Consider the following 17,804-nt stretch of genomic DNA (forward strand, 5'->3'; position numbering starts at 1 on the left):
AGACACCGATAGCTACGGTGTCACTTCTTCAGCTATCGTTACTTCTGCTACGTATCGGAGGTCTCGATCGGTCTCGTAGTGAGGACCAGGGGTGTCGCCACGATCGAAGCGGTTGCGACAGGCACTAATCCAAACGCAATCGTCGGCGGTATCAAGAACTGCTGACCAGACGACAACAATCAGGAGGCACTGGATGAACTTCACCAAACGTGCGCTATTGAGCCCGGTCGTCGGAGCTATCGTCGCACTGGCGATTATCTGGGGCATCGGCGGAGACATCCCGCTCTGGCGAGCTGCATTGATGGTGCTCGTCGGCGCAGGCGTGGTCTTCGGACTGAATTTCGCGTGGGAATCCAATCCCTGGACCGAAGATCCCACTATCGACGAGCACCAGCAGGTGACGGCCCAATAGATGCACGTTCGACCACGTTCGACTCCCTGCCGCGCAGGCGAACGATACGGGCCGCGCCGATCAGTGCCGTGCTCTTCGGAGTATCCACGTCGTTCCGGCGGCGAACAGGCCGGCAGCGACACCGATACCCATCCACTGGACGATCGATAGGCCGTGCGGGTAGTCCGCGGCGGCACGCTCGTCTGCTGTCACGGCGCGGGGTTCTCCGAACTGCTTCAGCGTCGCAGCCCGGGTGAGTTCGTTGGTGGAGAGCGTTGTTGCCGAGCACATTGTCACCGACCACGGTGCGTCCTGTGTGTCGTAGGTGCCGGCGAAGACGAGGTACTCCTCTTTCAGGTCGAAGCCGGTTCCACACGCTGCGCTGTCACGTGCGGTGGACAACGTCGTCTTCGCGCCGACGTCGCCACGGAATATCTCGCGGACATCGAAGTCGTAGTAGACGGTGAAACCTTCTCGCCGCTCGGCGACCGCCGTTCCGGTGAATACAGCGTTGTCCCCCGAGGAGAAGTCCTCCAGTTGCTGTTCGGCTTGCGTTCCGTCTGTGTTGTAGGCACACGAGCAGGCATGAGCGACGCCCGGCCGAGCGAACGTCAATGCCACGCTGAGCGGCGCGACCAGAGCAACGGCCAGAGCCCCGCGAATCACCCGCTTCATCCCGAACGGCCTCGCACTGCACTCCACTCCGGCGAGGTCGACATCAGTCGTCGCCGGAGTCTCTGGCCAGGGGAGACGACCGCACTTTCTCGGACTCGGTGACGGTCGATTGGCCGTTGTGTTCACGGAATTGCGCTCGGGTGAGCGGCTGCACCTTCACCTTTTCGGCTCGCAGACCCATCACCAACGCAATGATCATCAGGGACACCAGAATGAAGATCGGTAGTCCGATCACGGTGATGACCTGCTGCAGGGCTTGCAGCCCCGCCTCACCGCCGAGCACGATCAACGTTGCGGCCACCGCGCCCTCGGTGACGCCCCAGAACACTCGTTGCCGCACGGGGCCTGCTTCACCGTCACCGGAACACAGCATGTCGATCACCAGCGATGCCGAGTCCGAGGAGGTCGCGAAGAACAGTGCCACGACGACCACTGCGATCCCTTGAACCAGGGTCGCGGCAGGGAAGTTCTCGAAGAATGTGAACATCGCCAACGGCACGCTCTCGGACACTGCTTCCGAGATCGGACCGCCGCTACCCCCGATTCCGTCGATTCTCATTGCCGACCAACCGAATACGACGAACCACACCAGCGTGAACAGCGAGGGAGCCACCAGCACACCGACGACGAATTGACGGATCGTGCGGCCACGCGAAATGCGTGCGAGGAAAACGCCCATGAACGGGGCCCAGGTGACGGTCCACGCCCAGTAGAAGACGGTCCAACCGCCCTGCCATCCCCACCCGCCATCGGAGGTGAACTCGGCCATGGCGTCGTTCCAGAAGGACAACGGAACGATGTCCTGTGCGTAGTTGCCGAAGCTCTCGAACACCTGGCGCAGCAGAAAGACGGTATCCGACGCGATCAGCACGAAGATCATCAAACCGACCGCGACGAGAATGTTCAGGTTGGACAGCCGACGCACACCCTTGTCCAACCCGACGGCAATCGAGACCGTCGCAACCAGAGTGAGCAGGCCGATGATCAGCACCTTCGACCACACGGCATCGGGAAGTCCGACGAGCTCACTCAAGCCGGCATTGATCTGAGAGGTGCCGAGCCCCAGCGACACTGCCAGTCCGAAGATCGTACCCAATACTGCGAACACATCGATGGTCTTACCGATCGGACCCGAAATGCGTTCCTTCAAAATCGGATAGAACACCGACGACACGCGCATCGGCAACTTGTACCGGTAGATGAAGAAACCGAACGCCAACCCCGGCAAGGTGAAGATCGCCCAGGTATGCAGGCTGAGGTGATAGAGGGAAATGCTCATCGCGTCCTGGGACGCTTCGACGCTGTACGGCTCCACGCCGTCGAAGGGTGGGGCGGAGAAGTGCGAAATCGGTTCTGCCACACCCCAGAACATCAGTACGGTGCCGATTCCACCCGCGAACAGCATGGCGAACCACGACAGGTTCGAGTACTGAGGTCTGTCGTCGTCTTCCCCGAGCCGCAGATGACCGTACCTGCTGACGGCGACCCAGATCAGAAACACCAACCACACCGTGACGCCGATGATGAAGAACCACCCGAGGTTCGTGACGATCCACTCCCTCCCGACCCCGAACGCGTTCCCCACCCAGTCCTGGAAGACGAGGAACAGGATCAGCAGCGTGATCGTCAGCCCGGCCGAAACGAAGAAGATGTGATTGTCGGTTCTGAGGCCCAGTTTGCGAGCAAGTGTGTCCACGGTTGCCGTCACCATCCTCGACGGCACGGTTCGTCGGATTCGGATCCTGCTCGGTCGTTGGGGTGTGCCGTCGCCGACCTTTAACCCTTGTTTACCAGAGCGGCCCTGTCCACCGTTGCTGCCGATTCGTTACCTGCTCGAATTGTGAACGCACCCATTCCTGGTGGTGCCCCTCGGTGCCGAGAGCTCACTGCGCGGTCCAGTTCGGATCGCGTTTCTGCAGGAATGCGGTGATTCCTTCGATGACGTCCTTCGTGGTGGTGAGTCGGTCCAGTTCCTGACGGTTCTGCAACCAGGAGTCTTCTTCGTGCGCGATTGTTCCATCAGTGATGCGTCGGGCCAGCCGTTTGGAGGCGCGCACTGCGAGCGGCGCACCCTCCGCGCAGAGGCGTGCGAGACCGAGTGCCGTGTCGAGAACGTCGTTCGGCGCGACCACCCTGTTGACCAACCCCCACCGCGCCGCATCCTGCGCGGAAATCGGCTGCCCCGTCAAGATCATCTCCAGCGCGATGTGTTCCGGGACGGCCGACATCAGCCTGAAAGCACCACCTGCACCGGCGATGAGTCCGCGGCGAATCTCGGGCAGGCCGAACACGGCCGTGTCCGAGGCGACGACCATATCCGAGACCAGGGCGATCTCGGTTCCTCCTCCCATCGCCGATCCGTTCACGGCCGCGATGACGGGCACCGATATCGGGTGCCGAACGATTCCGGCGAACCCCCAGTGCTCGGTGTCGAGTGGGGTGACCGCGGCAGGCCCTCCGGTTCCGAGTGCTTTCAGATCGGCACCACCACAGAAGGTCGCCGAACCCGCACCGGTCAGGACGATGGCCCTGATGTCGCGATCCTCCTCGGCCGACTCCCACGCCTCCCCGAGCAACGTGTGCACGCGGGCGTCGATGCTGTTGGCCGCACTCGGCCGATTGATCGTGACGACGAGTACATGGCCTTCCCGCCTCGTCAGGACGACAGGTTCGGTGCTACCGGCTTCGGACACGAATGTTCCCTTCGCTGATCTCGACAGTGATTGTGGTCCCGATGATTTCGCATGCAGGACTGTTCCGATACAACGACAGCGCATGGGCGCTGGCCGTGTCACCGGGTGCCGTCTGTGCGGCGACGCGTCGGCCACGGATGTCCCGGCCGACGACGAACGCCTGATTCGGCTCCTGCTGACGAGAATGCTCGACGGAGACAGTTTCCACCGTGAGATCGCCGTCCTCGATAGGCGCTCGAGGCGGCGGGTCCGATGCCAGCACAACGGGTTCGGGACTTCCGACATAGCCGAGTGGATGCTGGTCGCCACTGAGCAGCACGGAGTGGTGATACGTCAGGTAGCCACCGTTCGCGTGCACCAGTGCACAGGTCTTCCCCGCGCGAATCTCACGGACAGAGGCAGTGATCGAATGCAACGAATGACTGCTCAGCGGCCCGCCGAACGACGAATGTCCCCCGGTCACAGAGGGAATCAACGACGTCGGAGTTTTCAGGTGGCGGGTGGCGAGCGTCGGCACGATCGGGAAGCAGCTGTAGACATCCAGCACGTCGAGTTGCTGGACTCCGATCTCCGCGGCCTGCAACGCTCGGTCCAGCGCGTTGTCCATCGCTTCGGATCGACCGAAACCAGTGCGGTCCAGAATGTCCACCGAGTCCTCGGCACCCGCACCGCCCCAGACGTACACGATGTCGCGCTCCGGCACACCGCGTTCACGGGCTTCGGCCAAGCTCGTCACCACGATGCATGCGGCCTGGTCGACGAACGGCATGGCGTTCATCGACAGCGGATACGGCTCGCACACGATGCGATTCTTCGCCGACGGCGTGCCGATGTCTGCAGCCCTCCGCGCACGGCCGTTCCACGAGTACGGATTCTTCTCGGAAACAAGGGAGAAGGCGGCATACAGCTCGCTGCACTCGGCCTGCCGTGCTTCCGGGTCCAATCCGGACTCGAATCTGAAGCGGCTCTCGAACAACGGATAGATCCGAACCGGCGAGATCAGACCGGCGTCCTGCATTGCGGCGCTGCCCAGTTGGTCCAGATCGAAGGTGGGCGGACCGCCCGGATCGGTGCTCCACCCTCCGTCTTCGACAGGGTCTCGACCGGCCTTGACCAGCGCGCTCATCGAGGCCTGGGCTTCACCGCCCGCGATCACCGCCACCGTCGACTCTCCGGAGGCAATGCGCGCGGCCGCGCGATCGAGAAGCCGCGCAGGCCATTGCCCGCCGATCGGAGCGTCGAACAGATCTGCGGGTGTGGCACCGAATCCACGTGCCAGCGCAGCGGCGGGACTGGCGTAGGCCCAGCTGGCGATGTGGCAGAACGCGATGCTGTCCGCGCGTCGAATCCACGGCTCCGACGACTGCGAGTCCCGAAGAGCCGCAGTGGCAGCCAGCGTGATCAGTTCCATGGGTTCGACGCCCACGGGTTCGCCGCGGCCGCTCGTTTCACCGATAGCCACGATCACCGGAACACGTGTCGGATCCACAGTCGACGCCTCGTGGCGTGGAGAACTCATGAACGGAAACCTATTACAGACAGAGATTGTCTGCAATGTCGCCAGGTGCGACAATCCGAAGGTGACCGACGAAGCCAGGAGCAGACGGGGACGTCCGCGCGATCCGCATCTGGAAGACCGCGTCTACGACGCAGCGCTCGAGGTGTACTGGGAAAAGGGGTGGTCCGGCTTCACACTCGACGCCGTTGCCCGCCGCGCGTCGGTCGGGAGGGCCGCGCTCTACCGACGCTGGGAATCCAAGGGGGCCTTGGTGGTCGATGCACTGGAGGCCCGAAGTCCACTCGCGACGCCGATCGACCTCGGCACGCTACGGGCGGACCTCACCGAACTCGCGGTGCAGCTTCTGCAGGGCTACGGAGGAACCGCCGGTTTGGTCAGCCTGAGGGTCGCCCTCGATGCGCGGGTGCACCCCGACCTGCTGGGCCGAATGATGGAGACGCTCAACAAGAGTCGGTTGGTCGCGGCGCGCCTCATCGTGCACCGAGCCCAGAGTCGGGGCGAGCTGCCCGAGTCGGCCGATACGACGAGAATTCTCGAACTGGTGACCGGGGCGGTACTCAGCCACGTCATCTTCTCGCATCGTACCGACGCCGATCGAGCCAAGACCGACCGCGTCTACGCCGAGAATCTGGTCGAGGCGGTCCTCGGTGGTATCGGGACGGGCTGACGCCGTCTCGCGCTGTCAGCATCCGGGAAGACTTCACGGCGCGAACATCTGCCGCAAGGGGTTCACAGCTCGAGCAACAGAGCCCGGTGATCGGATACTTCCGGTTGCTGTACGACCTCGAAGTGCTGCACAGCGTCCACCCGAGAGACCAGAAAGTAGCTGGCACTGCGGATTGGCTTGCGGTAGAGCGACGTTCGGGTATCGGCTTCGCCGACCAGGTCGACCATGCCCAGCCGGACCAACACCTGGAAGGTGTCACTGGTCGGCAGCAGGTTCAGATCGCCGCACAGCGCCACGACGTCGCTTGTCGAGTGCATCTGCTCGACGATGACCGACAGTCGACGAGCTTGATCCGCACGAGCGGGAGTGTCGTGCTTGCCCGCCGGATCCCGGAGCCCGTGAAGCTGGACTACCGATACGATTCGATTGCTGGACGGGTCTCGCACGGTAACGGTGAGGGCCGCACGAGGACGGTCCTCGACAGTCCAATCGTCGTGGTTCACGAACTCGGAGTGCACAAAACGGGCGTCGAGACCAACAATCGGGAAGTTGTCGCGTACCCACGTCGCGATGCCGAAATCCTGACGCCATCGCGTTCCCTCACGATCGATGACCGGCCCGGCGTCGTGGGCGACAAAGTGCGATCTGTATCCCACCAGCACCGATGAGATGTCGTCGAACAGATTCAACCGCTGCGGCAACGTGCGCTCGCCGTCCGAAAAGGTGGCCCAACCCGACCCACGCGGAGTACGCGTCACCTCCTGAACACAGACGATGTCTGCATCCACTTCGCCGATCCACGGAATCAGCTCGTCGTGCCGGGCACCGCCCCAGGCGTTGATCGTTATCACCTTCACCGCGCGAGCGTATCGGCGCACCCTGTACCCGCACCACCGAATACCATCTCCGTGCAGAGACATTCGCCGGCCACGGTGTCCCCTGCCTCTCCTGCCTACCGACTCACGTCACCAGCTCGGCGTCAGTACACCCCGGCGCATTTCGGCTGCTGTTACAACAATTCCCTGATGGCGTTCTCGAACCCGGTGACGTGTTCGAGGGTCAGTTCCGCTGCGGTGTCGGCATCGCCGTCGATGATGGCCTGCAGCAGCACGACGTGTTCACGAACATGGCCGGCGACGTTCGGCAGTCGGTCGAGGAACAGGCACCAGATGCGGGTGGCATGGGCGTCGAGGCTGACCAGGATGTCTTCGAGGTGGGGATTTCCCGACGCCCGATAGATTTCCCGATGCACTGCAACATCTTTGCGCAGCACCTCACGTGAATCGTCGGTGTCGTCGATACTCGCGATGGAGGCAGACATCTCCGCCAAGCGGTCTCGCGCTGCGCGCGTGGCCGTGCGCGCCGCGCGCGCCGAGGCCGCGGGCTCGAGCTGCTTGCGAATTTCGGAGATGTTGGCCAGGTCGGTCATGTCGACAGCGGTCGCGAACGTTCCGCGCCGGGGATAGGCGACGACGAGTCGCTCGCGTTCCAGTCGCTTGAGACCCTCACGAATCGGGGTTCGTCCCAGTCCCAATTGCTCGGCCAGGCGATCGTCGTTGATGGGCTCGCCGGGCCGAATTTCCAGCATGATCAGCTGCTCACGCATTATTTCGTACGCCCGATCGGCGTTGGTTCCGACTGACTGCGCTGCATCGATCACCGGTGGAATCCCGATTGTCATCTTCTGTGCTCACTCCCGGTCGACGCCCCGCCCTTGACGGCTCTGCGTTGTGATCTTACTCTATTGGCATCTTGATATATCAGTTCCAGATCATTGATCTTCCAGAAGGGCGGCCATCTTGACGCAGGACTTCGCACCGACGGCGACGGCACCGCACCCCAGAGGCGTGACGAACCGCGTGCTGGCCGATCTCGATCCCGAGGTGCACCGCGCGATCAGTGCCGAGCTCGGCCGCCAGCAGAACACCCTGGAAATGATCGCGAGCGAGAACTTCGCTCCGCTGGCCGTCATGCAGGCGCAAGGTTCGGTACTGACGAACAAGTACGCCGAGGGCTACCCCGGCCGTCGCTACTACGGCGGATGCGAAAACGTCGACGTCATAGAGCAACTCGCGATCGACCGGCTCAATGCCCTGTTCGGATCGTCGTTCGCCAACGTGCAGCCGCACTCCGGCGCCCAGGCCAATGCCGCTGCCATGGCGGCACTGCTGCAGCCGGGCGATTCGATTCTCGGTCTCGCACTTGCCCATGGAGGACACCTGACGCACGGCATGAAGCTGAACTTTTCGGGCAAGCTCTACGACGTCTCGGCCTACCATGTCCGCGAGCACGACCATCTCGTCGATATGGCAGAGGTGGAGCGCCTCGCGCACGAGCACCGTCCGAAGCTGATCATGGCCGGGTGGTCCGCCTACCCCCGTCACCTCGACTTCGCCGAATTCCGTCGTATCGCAGACGACGTCGGGGCCTACCTGATGGTGGACATGGCGCACTTCGCGGGACTCGTCGCCGCCGGACTGCACCCGTCACCGGTACCGCACGCACACGTGGTCACTTCGACGACGCACAAGACACTCGGCGGCCCACGCGGCGGCGTGATCATCACCAACGATGCCGCTCTGGCCAAGAGGTTCAATTCCTCGGTCTTCCCGGGCCAGCAGGGTGGACCGTTGGAGCATGTCATCGCAGCCAAGGCAGTGTCCTTCAAACTTGCTGCCGAAGAGGACTTTCGGGAACGGCAGGCGCGCACCCTCGAAGGCGCGAAGATCCTGGCCGACCGACTGCTGACCGAGGACGCAGCAGCCGCAGGCATCGACGTGGTCTCGGGCGGCACCGACGTCCATCTCGTGCTCGTGGACCTGCGCAAGTCCGAACTGGACGGCAAGCAGTCCGAGGACAGACTGCATCACGTGGGAATCACCGTGAACCGCAACGCAGTTCCGTTCGATCCACGGCCGCCCATGGTGAGTTCAGGAGTCCGCATCGGCACCCCGGCCCTCGCGACCCGCGGCCTGGACGCCACGGCGTTCGCCGAGGTCTCCGACGTCATCGCTCACGCGTTGCGTCCCGACACCGACGACCGCGGCCTCGATGCACTGCGAATCCGGGTCGAATCCGTTGCCGCGCAGTTCCCCCTCTACTCCGACCTGACGGAAGGCTACCGATGACCGCCCCCGCAACCCCACCGGGCGCACATCTGCCCGACCACCCGGACTTCCTGTGGCGCAACCCCGAGCCGAAGAAGTCCTACGACGTCGTGATCATCGGCGGCGGCGGACACGGCCTGGCCACCGCGCACTACCTCGCCAAGAACCACGGCATCACCAATGTGGCTGTGCTGGAGAAGGGATGGCTCGCCGGTGGGAACATGGCGCGCAACACCACCCTCATCCGGTCGAACTACCTGTGGGACGAGAGTGCCCGCATCTACGAGCACTCCCTGAAGCTGTGGGAAGGGCTCGCCGACGACCTCGACTACCCCATCCTGTTCAGCCAGCGCGGCGTCCTCAACCTCGCGCACAGCCTGCAGGACGTGCGCGACAGCGTGCGACGCGTCGAGGCCAACCGACTCAACGGCATCGACGCTCAGTGGGTCGACCCCGACGAGGTCAAGAAGCTGTGCCCGATCGTCAACATCTCCAGCGACATTCGCTACCCGGTACTCGGTGCGACGTACCAGCCACGCGCCGGCATCGCCAAGCACGACTACGTCGCCTGGGGATTTGCCCGACGCGCCGACGCGGCCGGTATCGACATCATCCAGAACTGTGAGGTCACCGGCTTCACCACCGACGGCAATCGCGTCACCGGGGTCAAGACCACGCGGGGCGACATCGCCACCGGCCAGGTTGCGTTGTGCGCGGCCGGGCACACGTCGACGTTGACGGACATGCTCGGCATCAAGACTCCGCTGCAGAGCCATCCGCTGCAGGCCCTGGTCTCGGAGCTGCTCGAGCCGGTGCATCCCACGGTGGTCATGTCGAATGCCGTGCACGTGTACGTTTCTCAGGCGCACAAGGGTGAACTGGTGATGGGTGCGGGCGTCGACTCCTACAACGGTTACGGCCAGCGCGGGGCGTTCCACATCATCGAACGACAGATGGCGGCTGCCGTCGAGTTGTTCCCCGTTTTCGCTCGTGCGCATCTGCTGCGCACCTGGGCCGGCATCGTGGACGTGTGTCCCGACGCCTCCCCCATCGTCGGACGCACGCCGTTCGACAACGTGTTCCTCAATTGTGGTTGGGGTACAGGCGGATTCAAGGCGACCCCCGGTGCCGGGTGGTGCCTGGCCGACACCATTGCCAACGACGAGGTACACGAGTACATCGCACCGTTCAGTCTGGACCGATTCGTCACCGGCGCGCTGGTGGACGAGCACGGTGCCGCAGGCGTGGCTCACTAGCCTCTCCGCCCCGACACACGCAGCACCCGAACGAGAAATCTTGGAGTGGCAATGCAATTGATCGAATGCCCGTGGTGCGGGAGTCGAGAAGAGACCGAGTTCCACTACGGCGGCCAGGCGCACATCGCCTACCCCGAGGAGCCATCGGCACTCACCGACGAACAGTGGGCGCACTTCGTGTTCTTCCGCGACAACCCCAAGGGGCTCTTCGCAGAACGGTGGAGTCACAGCGCGGGCTGTCGGCGTTGGTTCAACGCCGTACGAGACACCGCCACCTACCGAATCCACAGTGTCTATCGCCTCGACGACCCGAAGCCGGTGAACCCATGACCGCATTCCGCACCGCATCCGGCGGCCGCATCGACCGCACGAGCACCGTCGACTTCACATTCGGCGGTTCTGCTCTGCAGGGATATCCCGGCGACACGCTGGCATCTGCGTTGCTCGCCAACGGCATTCATCAGGTGACCACCAGCATCAAGCTCGGTAGGCCTCGTGGATTCACCGCTGCATGGGCCGAGGACACCGGCGGACTCGTACAGATCGAGGAGCCGTTCCCCGAGCCGATGCTGCTCGCCACGACGATCGAGCTGTACGACGGCCTGGTCGCCCGCGGAATCCCGGGACAGGGGCGGCTCGCCGAGATCTCCGACTCCGCCAAGTACGACGCCATGCACGCCCACGCCGACCTGTTGGTCGTCGGTGCAGGCCCGGCCGGTCTGACGGCCGCTCTGATCGCTGCCCGCAGCGGCGCTCGGGTGGTCGTCGTCGACGATCAGAGCGAATTCGGCGGCTCCCTGCTCGGCTCCGACGACGTCATCGAGGGCCGGCCGGCCCTGGACTGGGTTTCCGACGCGGTGACCGAGTTGTCGACCTTCCCCGACGTGACCCTGCTGCGCCGCACCACCGCGTTCGGTTCCTACGACGACGGCTTCGTGCTCGCCCTCGAGCGGCGCACCGATCACCTGGGATTGGAAGCTCCTGCAGCTCTGAGCCGTCAGCGCGTCTGGCGCATTCGATCGCGTCACATCCTGGTGGCCACCGGTGCCCACGAACGTCCGGTCGTCTTCACCGACAACGACCGCCCCGGAATCATGTTGGCGCACAGCGCACGTACGTTCCTGCATCGCTACGGCGTCACGGTGGGCACCGAGGCAGTGGTCTTCACCACCAACGACAGCGCGTACGAGGCAGCCGTCGATCTGCACGACGCAGGGGTCCGCATCGCGCGCATCGTCGATGCCCGCGCCGCGGCACCCGAATACTGGCTCGACCTGTGCCGCGAACGCGGTATCGAGGTACGCACCGGGAGTGTCGTGTCCGGCACCCACGGTGACACCCGCGTCACTCATGCACTGGTCACCGGTGCGGACGGTGCCACCGACACCGTGGCGTGCGACGTACTGCTCGTCAGCGGTGGTTGGAACCCGGCGGTGCACCTGTTCAGCCAAGCCCGCGGAAAACTGCGTTACGACGGCGAACTCGGCGCATTCGTGCCAGCGGACGACGTCGAGGGCATCAGTGTCGCGGGATCGGCCTCGGGCGTGTTCGATCTGGCCGGATGCCTCCATGACGGAAGCGCGGCCGCGGCGGGTGCGATGACCCGACTCGGCTTCGATGCTCCCGAAACCTCGCTTCCTGTAATCGATTCCGTACCCAGCAGCGAGTCGCTGGTGCTGTGGCGGGTGCGTGACGACTTCGGAGCCGACAGCCAGTTCGTCGACGTGCAGCGTGACGCGACGGTGGCCGATCTGATCCGCGCCGTCGGCGCGGGCATGTCTTCGATGGAACACATCAAGCGCTACACCACGATCGGCACAGCGCACGATCAGGGCAAGACCTCCGGTGTGGTGTCCTCGGGCATCGTGGCGGAACTGCTCGACAAGCCCGTGGAGAACCTGGGCACCACCACGTTCCGACCGCCGTACACACCGGTGGCGTTCGCGGCGTTGGCCGGACGCAATCGCGGCATGGCGTTCGACCCGGAACGCGTTACTGCAGTTCACGATTGGCACGTCGAGCGCGGCGCGGTCTTCGAGGATGTCGGGCAGTGGAAGCGGCCCCGCTACTACCCACTGCCCGGCGAGGAGATGCACGACGCCGTCCTCCGCGAGTGCGCGGCCGTGCGTTCGGGCGTCGGCATGCTCGACGGTTCGACCCTCGGCAAGATCGACGTGCAGGGCCCCGACGCCGGTGTGGTGCTGGACATGTTCTACACGAACATGATGAGCAACCTGAAGGTCGGCATGGTTCGGTACGGCGTGATGTGCGGTACCGACGGCATGGTGATCGACGACGGCACCGTGATGCGTCTGGCCGACGACCGGTTCCAGGTGTTCACCACCACCGGCGGCGCAGCAGGAATGCTCGACTGGATGGAGGAATGGCTGCAGACCGAGTGGCCGCACCTCGCGGTTCGGCTGACATCGGTGACCGAGCAGTGGGCCACGTTCCCCGTCGTCGGACCGCGCTCCCGCGACCTCGTCGGCGAGATCTTTCCCGAACTCGACGTCTCCAACGAGGCGTTCCCGTTCATGGCCTGGCGGGACGCCTCGATCGACGATGTACATGTGCGCGTGGCGCGCATCAGCTTCTCCGGTGAACTGGCCTTCGAGGTGAACATCGATTCCTGGCACGCCTACGCACTGTGGTCGCGGCTGATCGATGCGGGCGAGAAGTTCGGCATCACCCCGTATGGCACCGAGACCATGCACGTGCTGCGGGCCGAGAAGGGCTACCCGATCGTCGGCCAGGACACCGACGGTACCGTCACCCCGCAGGATCTCGGCATGAGCTGGGCGGTATCGAAGAAGAAGCTCGACTTCATCGGCAAGCGCTCGTTCGACCGAGCCGAGAACCGAAACCCATTGCGCAAGCAGTTCGTCGGCCTTCTTCCGGTCGACCGGGAAACCGTCCTTCCGGAGGGATCGCAGATCATCGAGCACTCCGAGAGCGGCGTCCTGCCCGAACTTCCGGTACCGATGCTCGGCCACGTCACGTCGAGTTACGCCAGCGCTGAATTGGGTCGGCCGTTCGGGCTGGCTCTGCTCGAGGCCGGACGTGACCGCCTCGGCGACATCCTGCACGTCCCGGTGGGCGACACCCTGATCGCCGTGGAAGTCACCGGCTCCGTACTCGTCGACCCGGAAGGAAACCGCCGTGATGGCTGACCGTCTCGCCACCAGAAGCCCACTCGCAGAAACAGTCCTGCCGGACTCGCCTGCTGTCCGCATTGTGGAAGAGCCGTTCATGGCCGGGATCGACCTGTGGGTCGACCCGAACGGACCGGGCGGCGCCGCCGCCTCGGCCGAGCTCGGCACCGAGCTCCCCGGCCCAGGCCGCGTCGCCGAGGGCACGAACACCACGGTCATCTGGCTCGGCCCCGAGGAGTGGTTGGTGATCGGAGCCGGCATCGATCCGGTCGAACTCGAACACCGTCTCGGATCGGCCGTACGCGAACACCGAGGTGCAGCAACGGACGTGTCCGCTCAGCGAACCAGTCTGCGGCTGAACGGTTCCCGAGCCCGCGAGGTGTTGGCGAAGGGATGCTCGATCGATCTGCACCCCCGCGTCTTTCCGGCAGGGTCGACGGTACAGACGATGCTCGCGATGGCAGGCATGATCCTCATCGCCTGTGACGACACGGGAACGGACTATCGCATCCTCGTGCGCTCGTCGTTCGCTCGGTATCTCGCAGCCTGGTTGACCGACGCGGCCGAGGAATACACCGACGTCTGATCGTCCCGCCGGACTCGCGCGAGAGAAGAGGTGATCGCAGTGCTCACGACCGTCTCCACAGCTACACGGGCAGCCGATGCCCGCGATCGACTGCTGGCCCGGCTGACGACCCCACATCCCGTGGTCTGCGGAATCGTCAACGTGACCCCGGATTCGTTCTCCGACGGTGGGATGTTCCTGGACTCGGATCGTGCTGTGGCGCATGCACTGTCGATGGTCGACGAGGGAGCGGACTTGCTCGACATCGGCGGTGAGTCGACCCGTCCCGGGGCAATCCCACCCACCGTCGACGAGGAGATCGCCCGAGTCGTCCCGGTGATCGACGCACTGTCCAGGCGGACGTCGACACCGCTGTCGGTCGATACCTCACGCCCCGAGGTGATGCGGGAAGCGGTGCGCGCCGGGGCGAGCGTCATCAACGACGTTCGTGCCCTTCGCCTTCCCGGTGCACTGGCCGCCGCAGCCGAGCTGGGCGCCGCCGTATGCCTGACGCATATGCAGGGGGAACCGTCGACGATGCAGCACTCCCCTCGCTACGGCGACGTCACCGCAGAAGTGTGCGAGTTTCTCGAAGACCGGGCCGCTGAATGCATCCGGGCCGGGATCCCGGCCTACCGCATCCTGGTCGACCCTGGCTTCGGATTCGGAAAGACCCTCGAACACAATCTACAACTGCTTCAGGGCCTTCGAACGCTCACCGCGGGCGGCAGACCGATCATGGCCGGTGTGTCACGCAAGGGGATGATCGGTGCCATCACCGGCCGAGATGTCGACGGCCGACTCGCCGGATCACTCACCGCCGCCATCATCGCGGCTCAGAACGGGGCGTCACTCCTCCGGGTTCACGACGTCGCCGCCACCATCGACGCACTGGCCGTGCTCCGAGCAGTGCGTTCGCTCGACGTAGTGCACTCACATCCAAGTCACCCCATGACGAATGCCGAGGCCACCCCATGACCGCATCCCTCTATTCCGCCCGCCGGCTCTTCAGCGCCGAGCACGGCTGGATGGCCGTCGACCCGTTCGGATCACCCGCCCAGACCCCGAGCCGAGTGGGAGTGACACCTGCGGCGTTCGACGGCGCGGCCGACGTTCTGAGCGTCGACCTCCCGGCAGTACGTGCCGTGCTCACCGCAGGTGAGGCGTGCGGCACCATCCACACCTCCGCCGGATCCGTCACGGTGTACGCCCCGGCGAGCGGCATGGTCACGATCGTCAATTCCGTTGTGCGCGACGACCCGTTGATCGTTGCCGTGGACCCGCTCGGTACCGGTTGGCTGTTCGCCGTCCTGACTCCCGCCGCCGCGTCGTTCGAGGCCCTCACCACGCGCGAGCCCACCGACGCAGTTCGGGTGGACTCATGACCATCAGTGTGTTCGACCTCTTCTCCGTCGGAGTCGGCCCCTCGAGTTCGCATACCGTCGGCCCGATGCGCGCGGCCGCTCGATTCGTCGACGATCTGCGCACCATGTCTGCCTTCGAGGACGTTCGAGAGGTGGCGGTGGACCTGTACGGCTCGCTGGCCGCGACCGGAGCAGGACACGGCACCATGACCGCCGTACTGCTCGGGCTGGAAGGCTTTGCACCCGAGAGTATTTCGACCCAGATCATGGAAGAGCGTCAGGCATCGATGGCGGCCACCGGTCGCATAGTTTTCGGTGGTCACCGCGAGATCGGCCTCGCTGTAGACGACATCGTGCTGCGCCCGCTGACGGTCTTGCCGTTCCACCCCAACGGAATGAAGCTGACTGCCCGCGCGGCGGACTCGACCGAACTGCACACCGAGATCTACTTCTCGATCGGTGGGGGCTTCGTGGTCACCGAGGGCGAAAGCATGGAGGCCGTCGCGCCCCTCGCCTCGGCGAACGGATTCGGGTCGGCCAAGGAACTGCTCCAGCTCTGCGAGCGGCGACGCTGCAGCATCAGTGACGTCATGACCGAGGTCGAACTCGAACGCCGGACGCACGACGAGATCCGGGACGGGCTGCTGCACATCCGTGACGTCATGGTCGAGTGCGAGGTTCGCGGCATCTCCCGCGACGGCTACCTCCCTGGCGCGCTCGGAGTGCGGCGTCGAGCACGCGACTGGTTTCTGCGGCTCGCCGCCGAGGATCCGCACCGCTCGAGCGAATTCGCCGAGGACTGGATCAATCTCGTCGCGCTCGCGGTCAACGAGGAGAACGCGTCGGGCGGGCGAATCGTGACAGCACCCACCAACGGCGCGGCGGGCATCATCCCGGCCGTGCTGCACTACGCCACTCGCTACACCGCCAACGGGGTCGCCGATCCCGACGGCAGCACGGTGCGGTTTTTGCTCACCGCCGGGGCCATCGGATCGCTCTACAAGGAGATGGCCTCGATCTCGGGAGCCGAAGTGGGCTGCCAGGGCGAGGTGGGTTCGGCTGCCTCGATGGCCGCCGCCGGTCTGGCCGAGGTACTGGGCGGCACACCGGAGCAGGTGGAGAACGCGGCGGAGATCGCGATGGAGCACAGCCTCGGTCTCACGTGCGACCCTATCGGCGGGCTGGTACAGATTCCCTGCATCGAACGCAACGCCATCTCGGCCGGCAAGGCAATCAATGCGGCACGGATGGCGTTGCGCGGTAACGGTACTCACCGCGTCAGCTTGGACCAGGTGATCGAGACGATGCGCTCCACCGGTGCCGACATGCACTCGAAGTACAAGGAAACCTCGAGCGGCGGACTCGCGATCAACGTGCCGGTGAACTTCGTGGAGTGCTAGACCCTGGGGACCTCACACCCCTTTTCGAGGGTGCGCGCCGATTCTCTGTAGAGGGAACCGGCGCGCACTCGGCAAAAAGGGTGTGAGGTTCTCCCTCTTCACACAACAGGGGCCCGTACCGAATCGGTACGGGCCCCTCGTGTGAGTCGGCTCAGCTGAAGATGACCGTTCGGTGTCCGTGCAGCAGAACGCGATTCTCGCAGTGCCAGCGCACCGCCCGCGACAGTGCGAGCGCCTCGGCGTCCTGTCCGACGGTGGCCAGACGAGACGGGTCATGGGTGTGGTCGATACGAATGACCTGTTGCTCGATGATCGGGCCCTCGTCGAGATCGGGGGTGACGTAGTGCGCCGTCGCTCCGACCTGCTTGACGCCCCGGTCGAAGGCCTGGTGGTACGGCTTCGCACCCTTGAAGCCGGGCAGGAAGGAGTGGTGGATGTTGATTGCCTTGCCGTGCAACGCTCGACACGTCTCGTCAGAGAGCACCTGCATGTAGCGTGCGAGCACCACCAGGTCCACCTCGTACTCGGCGACGAGGTCCAGCAGGCGCTGCTCGGCCTCGGCTTTGGTACCCGGGGTGACGGGGACGTGGACGAACGGCAGCCCGGCAGCCTCCGCCATCGGCCGCAGCACCTCGTGGTTGCTCACCACGGCCACCAGTTCCCCACCGAGATTCTGGGAACGCCACCGGAAGATGAGGTCGTTGAGGCAGTGCCCCATCTTGGAGACCATGACGAGTACGCGCGGCTGACTGCAGCCGTTGAACGTGTACATCATCGCGAATCGATCGGCCACTTCGCGGAAGCTCTCGGTCAGCTTCTCGATGTCGGTGGTGCCGCCGGCCACGAACGACGTGCGCAGGAAGAACGACCCGTCCGTCGAGTCGTCGAATTGTTGGTGTTCGGCGATGTCGCAGTCGTTGTCGAAGAGGAATGCACTGACGGCCCGGACGATGCCCGGCCGCTGTCCGCAGCTGAGCGTGAGGGTGAAGTTCTCGGTCATCGAATCTCCTGGTAC

17 protein-coding genes are annotated in these 17,804 nt (G+C 64.6%); 10 read left to right on the top strand and 7 right to left on the bottom strand.

Going from position 1 to position 17,804, the window contains the following annotated elements:
- Window positions 1-193 precede the first annotated feature (193 nt).
- Window positions 194-412 carry a hypothetical protein gene (locus MTX35_RS07725; RefSeq protein ID WP_243594403.1) on the top strand — a complete coding sequence of 73 codons (219 nt, stop codon included), beginning with the start codon at window positions 194-196 and terminating at the stop codon, window positions 410-412.
- 60 nt (window positions 413-472) lie between these two features.
- Here MTX35_RS07725 and MTX35_RS07730 read toward each other — a convergent pair whose 3' ends face one another.
- From MTX35_RS07730 to MTX35_RS07745, 4 genes are all read right to left on the bottom strand, one after another.
- Window positions 473-1,066 carry a hypothetical protein gene (locus MTX35_RS07730; protein ID WP_243594404.1) on the bottom strand — a complete coding sequence of 198 codons (594 nt, stop codon included), beginning with the start codon at window positions 1,064-1,066 and terminating at the stop codon, window positions 473-475.
- A gap of 43 nt (window positions 1,067-1,109) precedes the next feature.
- Window positions 1,110-2,762 carry a BCCT family transporter gene (locus MTX35_RS07735; protein WP_243594405.1) on the bottom strand — a complete coding sequence of 551 codons (1,653 nt, stop codon included), beginning with the start codon at window positions 2,760-2,762 and terminating at the stop codon, window positions 1,110-1,112.
- 187 nt (window positions 2,763-2,949) lie between these two features.
- Complete coding sequence (locus MTX35_RS07740) at window positions 2,950-3,759, bottom strand: enoyl-CoA hydratase/isomerase family protein (protein WP_243594406.1); 810 nt, start codon at window positions 3,757-3,759, stop codon at window positions 2,950-2,952.
- The gene (locus MTX35_RS07745) at window positions 3,743-5,278 is read right to left on the bottom strand and encodes an acetyl-CoA acetyltransferase (protein WP_243594407.1); all 1,536 of its coding nucleotides are present in this window, start codon (window positions 5,276-5,278) and stop codon (window positions 3,743-3,745) included. Before MTX35_RS07745 ends, MTX35_RS07740 begins: the two co-directional genes overlap by 17 nt.
- A gap of 61 nt (window positions 5,279-5,339) precedes the next feature.
- Here MTX35_RS07745 and MTX35_RS07750 point away from each other — a divergent pair, with 61 nt between their 5' ends.
- Window positions 5,340-5,945 carry a TetR/AcrR family transcriptional regulator gene (locus tag MTX35_RS07750; protein WP_243594408.1) on the top strand — a complete coding sequence of 202 codons (606 nt, stop codon included), beginning with the start codon at window positions 5,340-5,342 and terminating at the stop codon, window positions 5,943-5,945.
- 62 nt (window positions 5,946-6,007) lie between these two features.
- Here MTX35_RS07750 and MTX35_RS07755 read toward each other — a convergent pair whose 3' ends face one another.
- Together MTX35_RS07755 and MTX35_RS07760 are read right to left on the bottom strand one after the other, a co-directional pair.
- The gene (locus tag MTX35_RS07755; RefSeq protein ID WP_243594409.1) at window positions 6,008-6,802 is read right to left on the bottom strand and encodes an endonuclease/exonuclease/phosphatase family protein; all 795 of its coding nucleotides are present in this window, start codon (window positions 6,800-6,802) and stop codon (window positions 6,008-6,010) included.
- Between the two features lie 152 nt (window positions 6,803-6,954).
- Window positions 6,955-7,626, bottom strand: a complete 672-nt coding sequence (locus MTX35_RS07760; RefSeq protein WP_243594410.1) for a GntR family transcriptional regulator — start codon at window positions 7,624-7,626, stop codon at window positions 6,955-6,957.
- A 166-nt stretch (window positions 7,627-7,792) separates the two neighbouring features.
- On the opposite strand from MTX35_RS07760, the gene glyA reads away from it, so the two are divergent.
- The 8 genes from glyA to MTX35_RS07800 are packed head-to-tail and all read left to right on the top strand — an operon-like array spanning window position 7,793 to window position 16,789.
- Window positions 7,793-9,073: a serine hydroxymethyltransferase gene (glyA, locus tag MTX35_RS07765; protein ID WP_308198112.1), complete on the top strand. Its 1,281-nt coding sequence runs from the start codon at window positions 7,793-7,795 to the stop codon at window positions 9,071-9,073.
- Complete coding sequence (locus MTX35_RS07770) at window positions 9,070-10,308, top strand: sarcosine oxidase subunit beta family protein (RefSeq protein ID WP_032367894.1); 1,239 nt, start codon at window positions 9,070-9,072, stop codon at window positions 10,306-10,308. The genes glyA and MTX35_RS07770 overlap by 4 nt, the downstream gene beginning before the upstream one ends.
- A gap of 51 nt (window positions 10,309-10,359) precedes the next feature.
- Window positions 10,360-10,638, top strand: a complete 279-nt coding sequence (locus MTX35_RS07775; protein ID WP_032377699.1) for a sarcosine oxidase subunit delta — start codon at window positions 10,360-10,362, stop codon at window positions 10,636-10,638.
- Window positions 10,635-13,478, top strand: coding sequence for an FAD-dependent oxidoreductase (locus tag MTX35_RS07780; RefSeq protein WP_243594411.1), 2,844 nt, complete (start codon window positions 10,635-10,637; stop codon window positions 13,476-13,478). The genes MTX35_RS07775 and MTX35_RS07780 overlap by 4 nt, the downstream gene beginning before the upstream one ends.
- Window positions 13,471-14,046, top strand: coding sequence for a sarcosine oxidase subunit gamma (locus tag MTX35_RS07785; RefSeq protein ID WP_243594412.1), 576 nt, complete (start codon window positions 13,471-13,473; stop codon window positions 14,044-14,046). Before MTX35_RS07780 ends, MTX35_RS07785 begins: the two co-directional genes overlap by 8 nt.
- Before the next feature lie 39 nt (window positions 14,047-14,085).
- The gene (gene folP, locus MTX35_RS07790) at window positions 14,086-15,003 is read left to right on the top strand and encodes a dihydropteroate synthase (protein WP_243594413.1); all 918 of its coding nucleotides are present in this window, start codon (window positions 14,086-14,088) and stop codon (window positions 15,001-15,003) included.
- A complete protein-coding gene (locus tag MTX35_RS07795) occupies window positions 15,000-15,410 on the top strand; it encodes a glycine cleavage system protein H (RefSeq protein WP_243594414.1) in 411 nt (136 codons plus the stop codon). The genes folP and MTX35_RS07795 overlap by 4 nt, the downstream gene beginning before the upstream one ends.
- On the top strand, window positions 15,407-16,789 hold the full coding sequence (locus MTX35_RS07800; RefSeq protein ID WP_243594415.1) for an L-serine ammonia-lyase: 1,383 nt from the start codon (window positions 15,407-15,409) through the stop codon (window positions 16,787-16,789). Before MTX35_RS07795 ends, MTX35_RS07800 begins: the two co-directional genes overlap by 4 nt.
- Window positions 16,790-16,940: 151 nt before the next feature.
- Here the strand turns inward: MTX35_RS07800 and purU are convergent, their stop codons facing one another.
- A complete protein-coding gene (gene purU / locus MTX35_RS07805; protein ID WP_243594416.1) occupies window positions 16,941-17,789 on the bottom strand; it encodes a formyltetrahydrofolate deformylase in 849 nt (282 codons plus the stop codon).
- Window positions 17,790-17,804 lie beyond the last annotated feature (15 nt).

This window comes from Rhodococcus sp. ARC_M12 (assembly GCF_022810385.1).
In the GTDB taxonomy this organism is placed as follows: domain Bacteria; phylum Actinomycetota; class Actinomycetes; order Mycobacteriales; family Mycobacteriaceae; genus Rhodococcoides; species Rhodococcoides navarretei.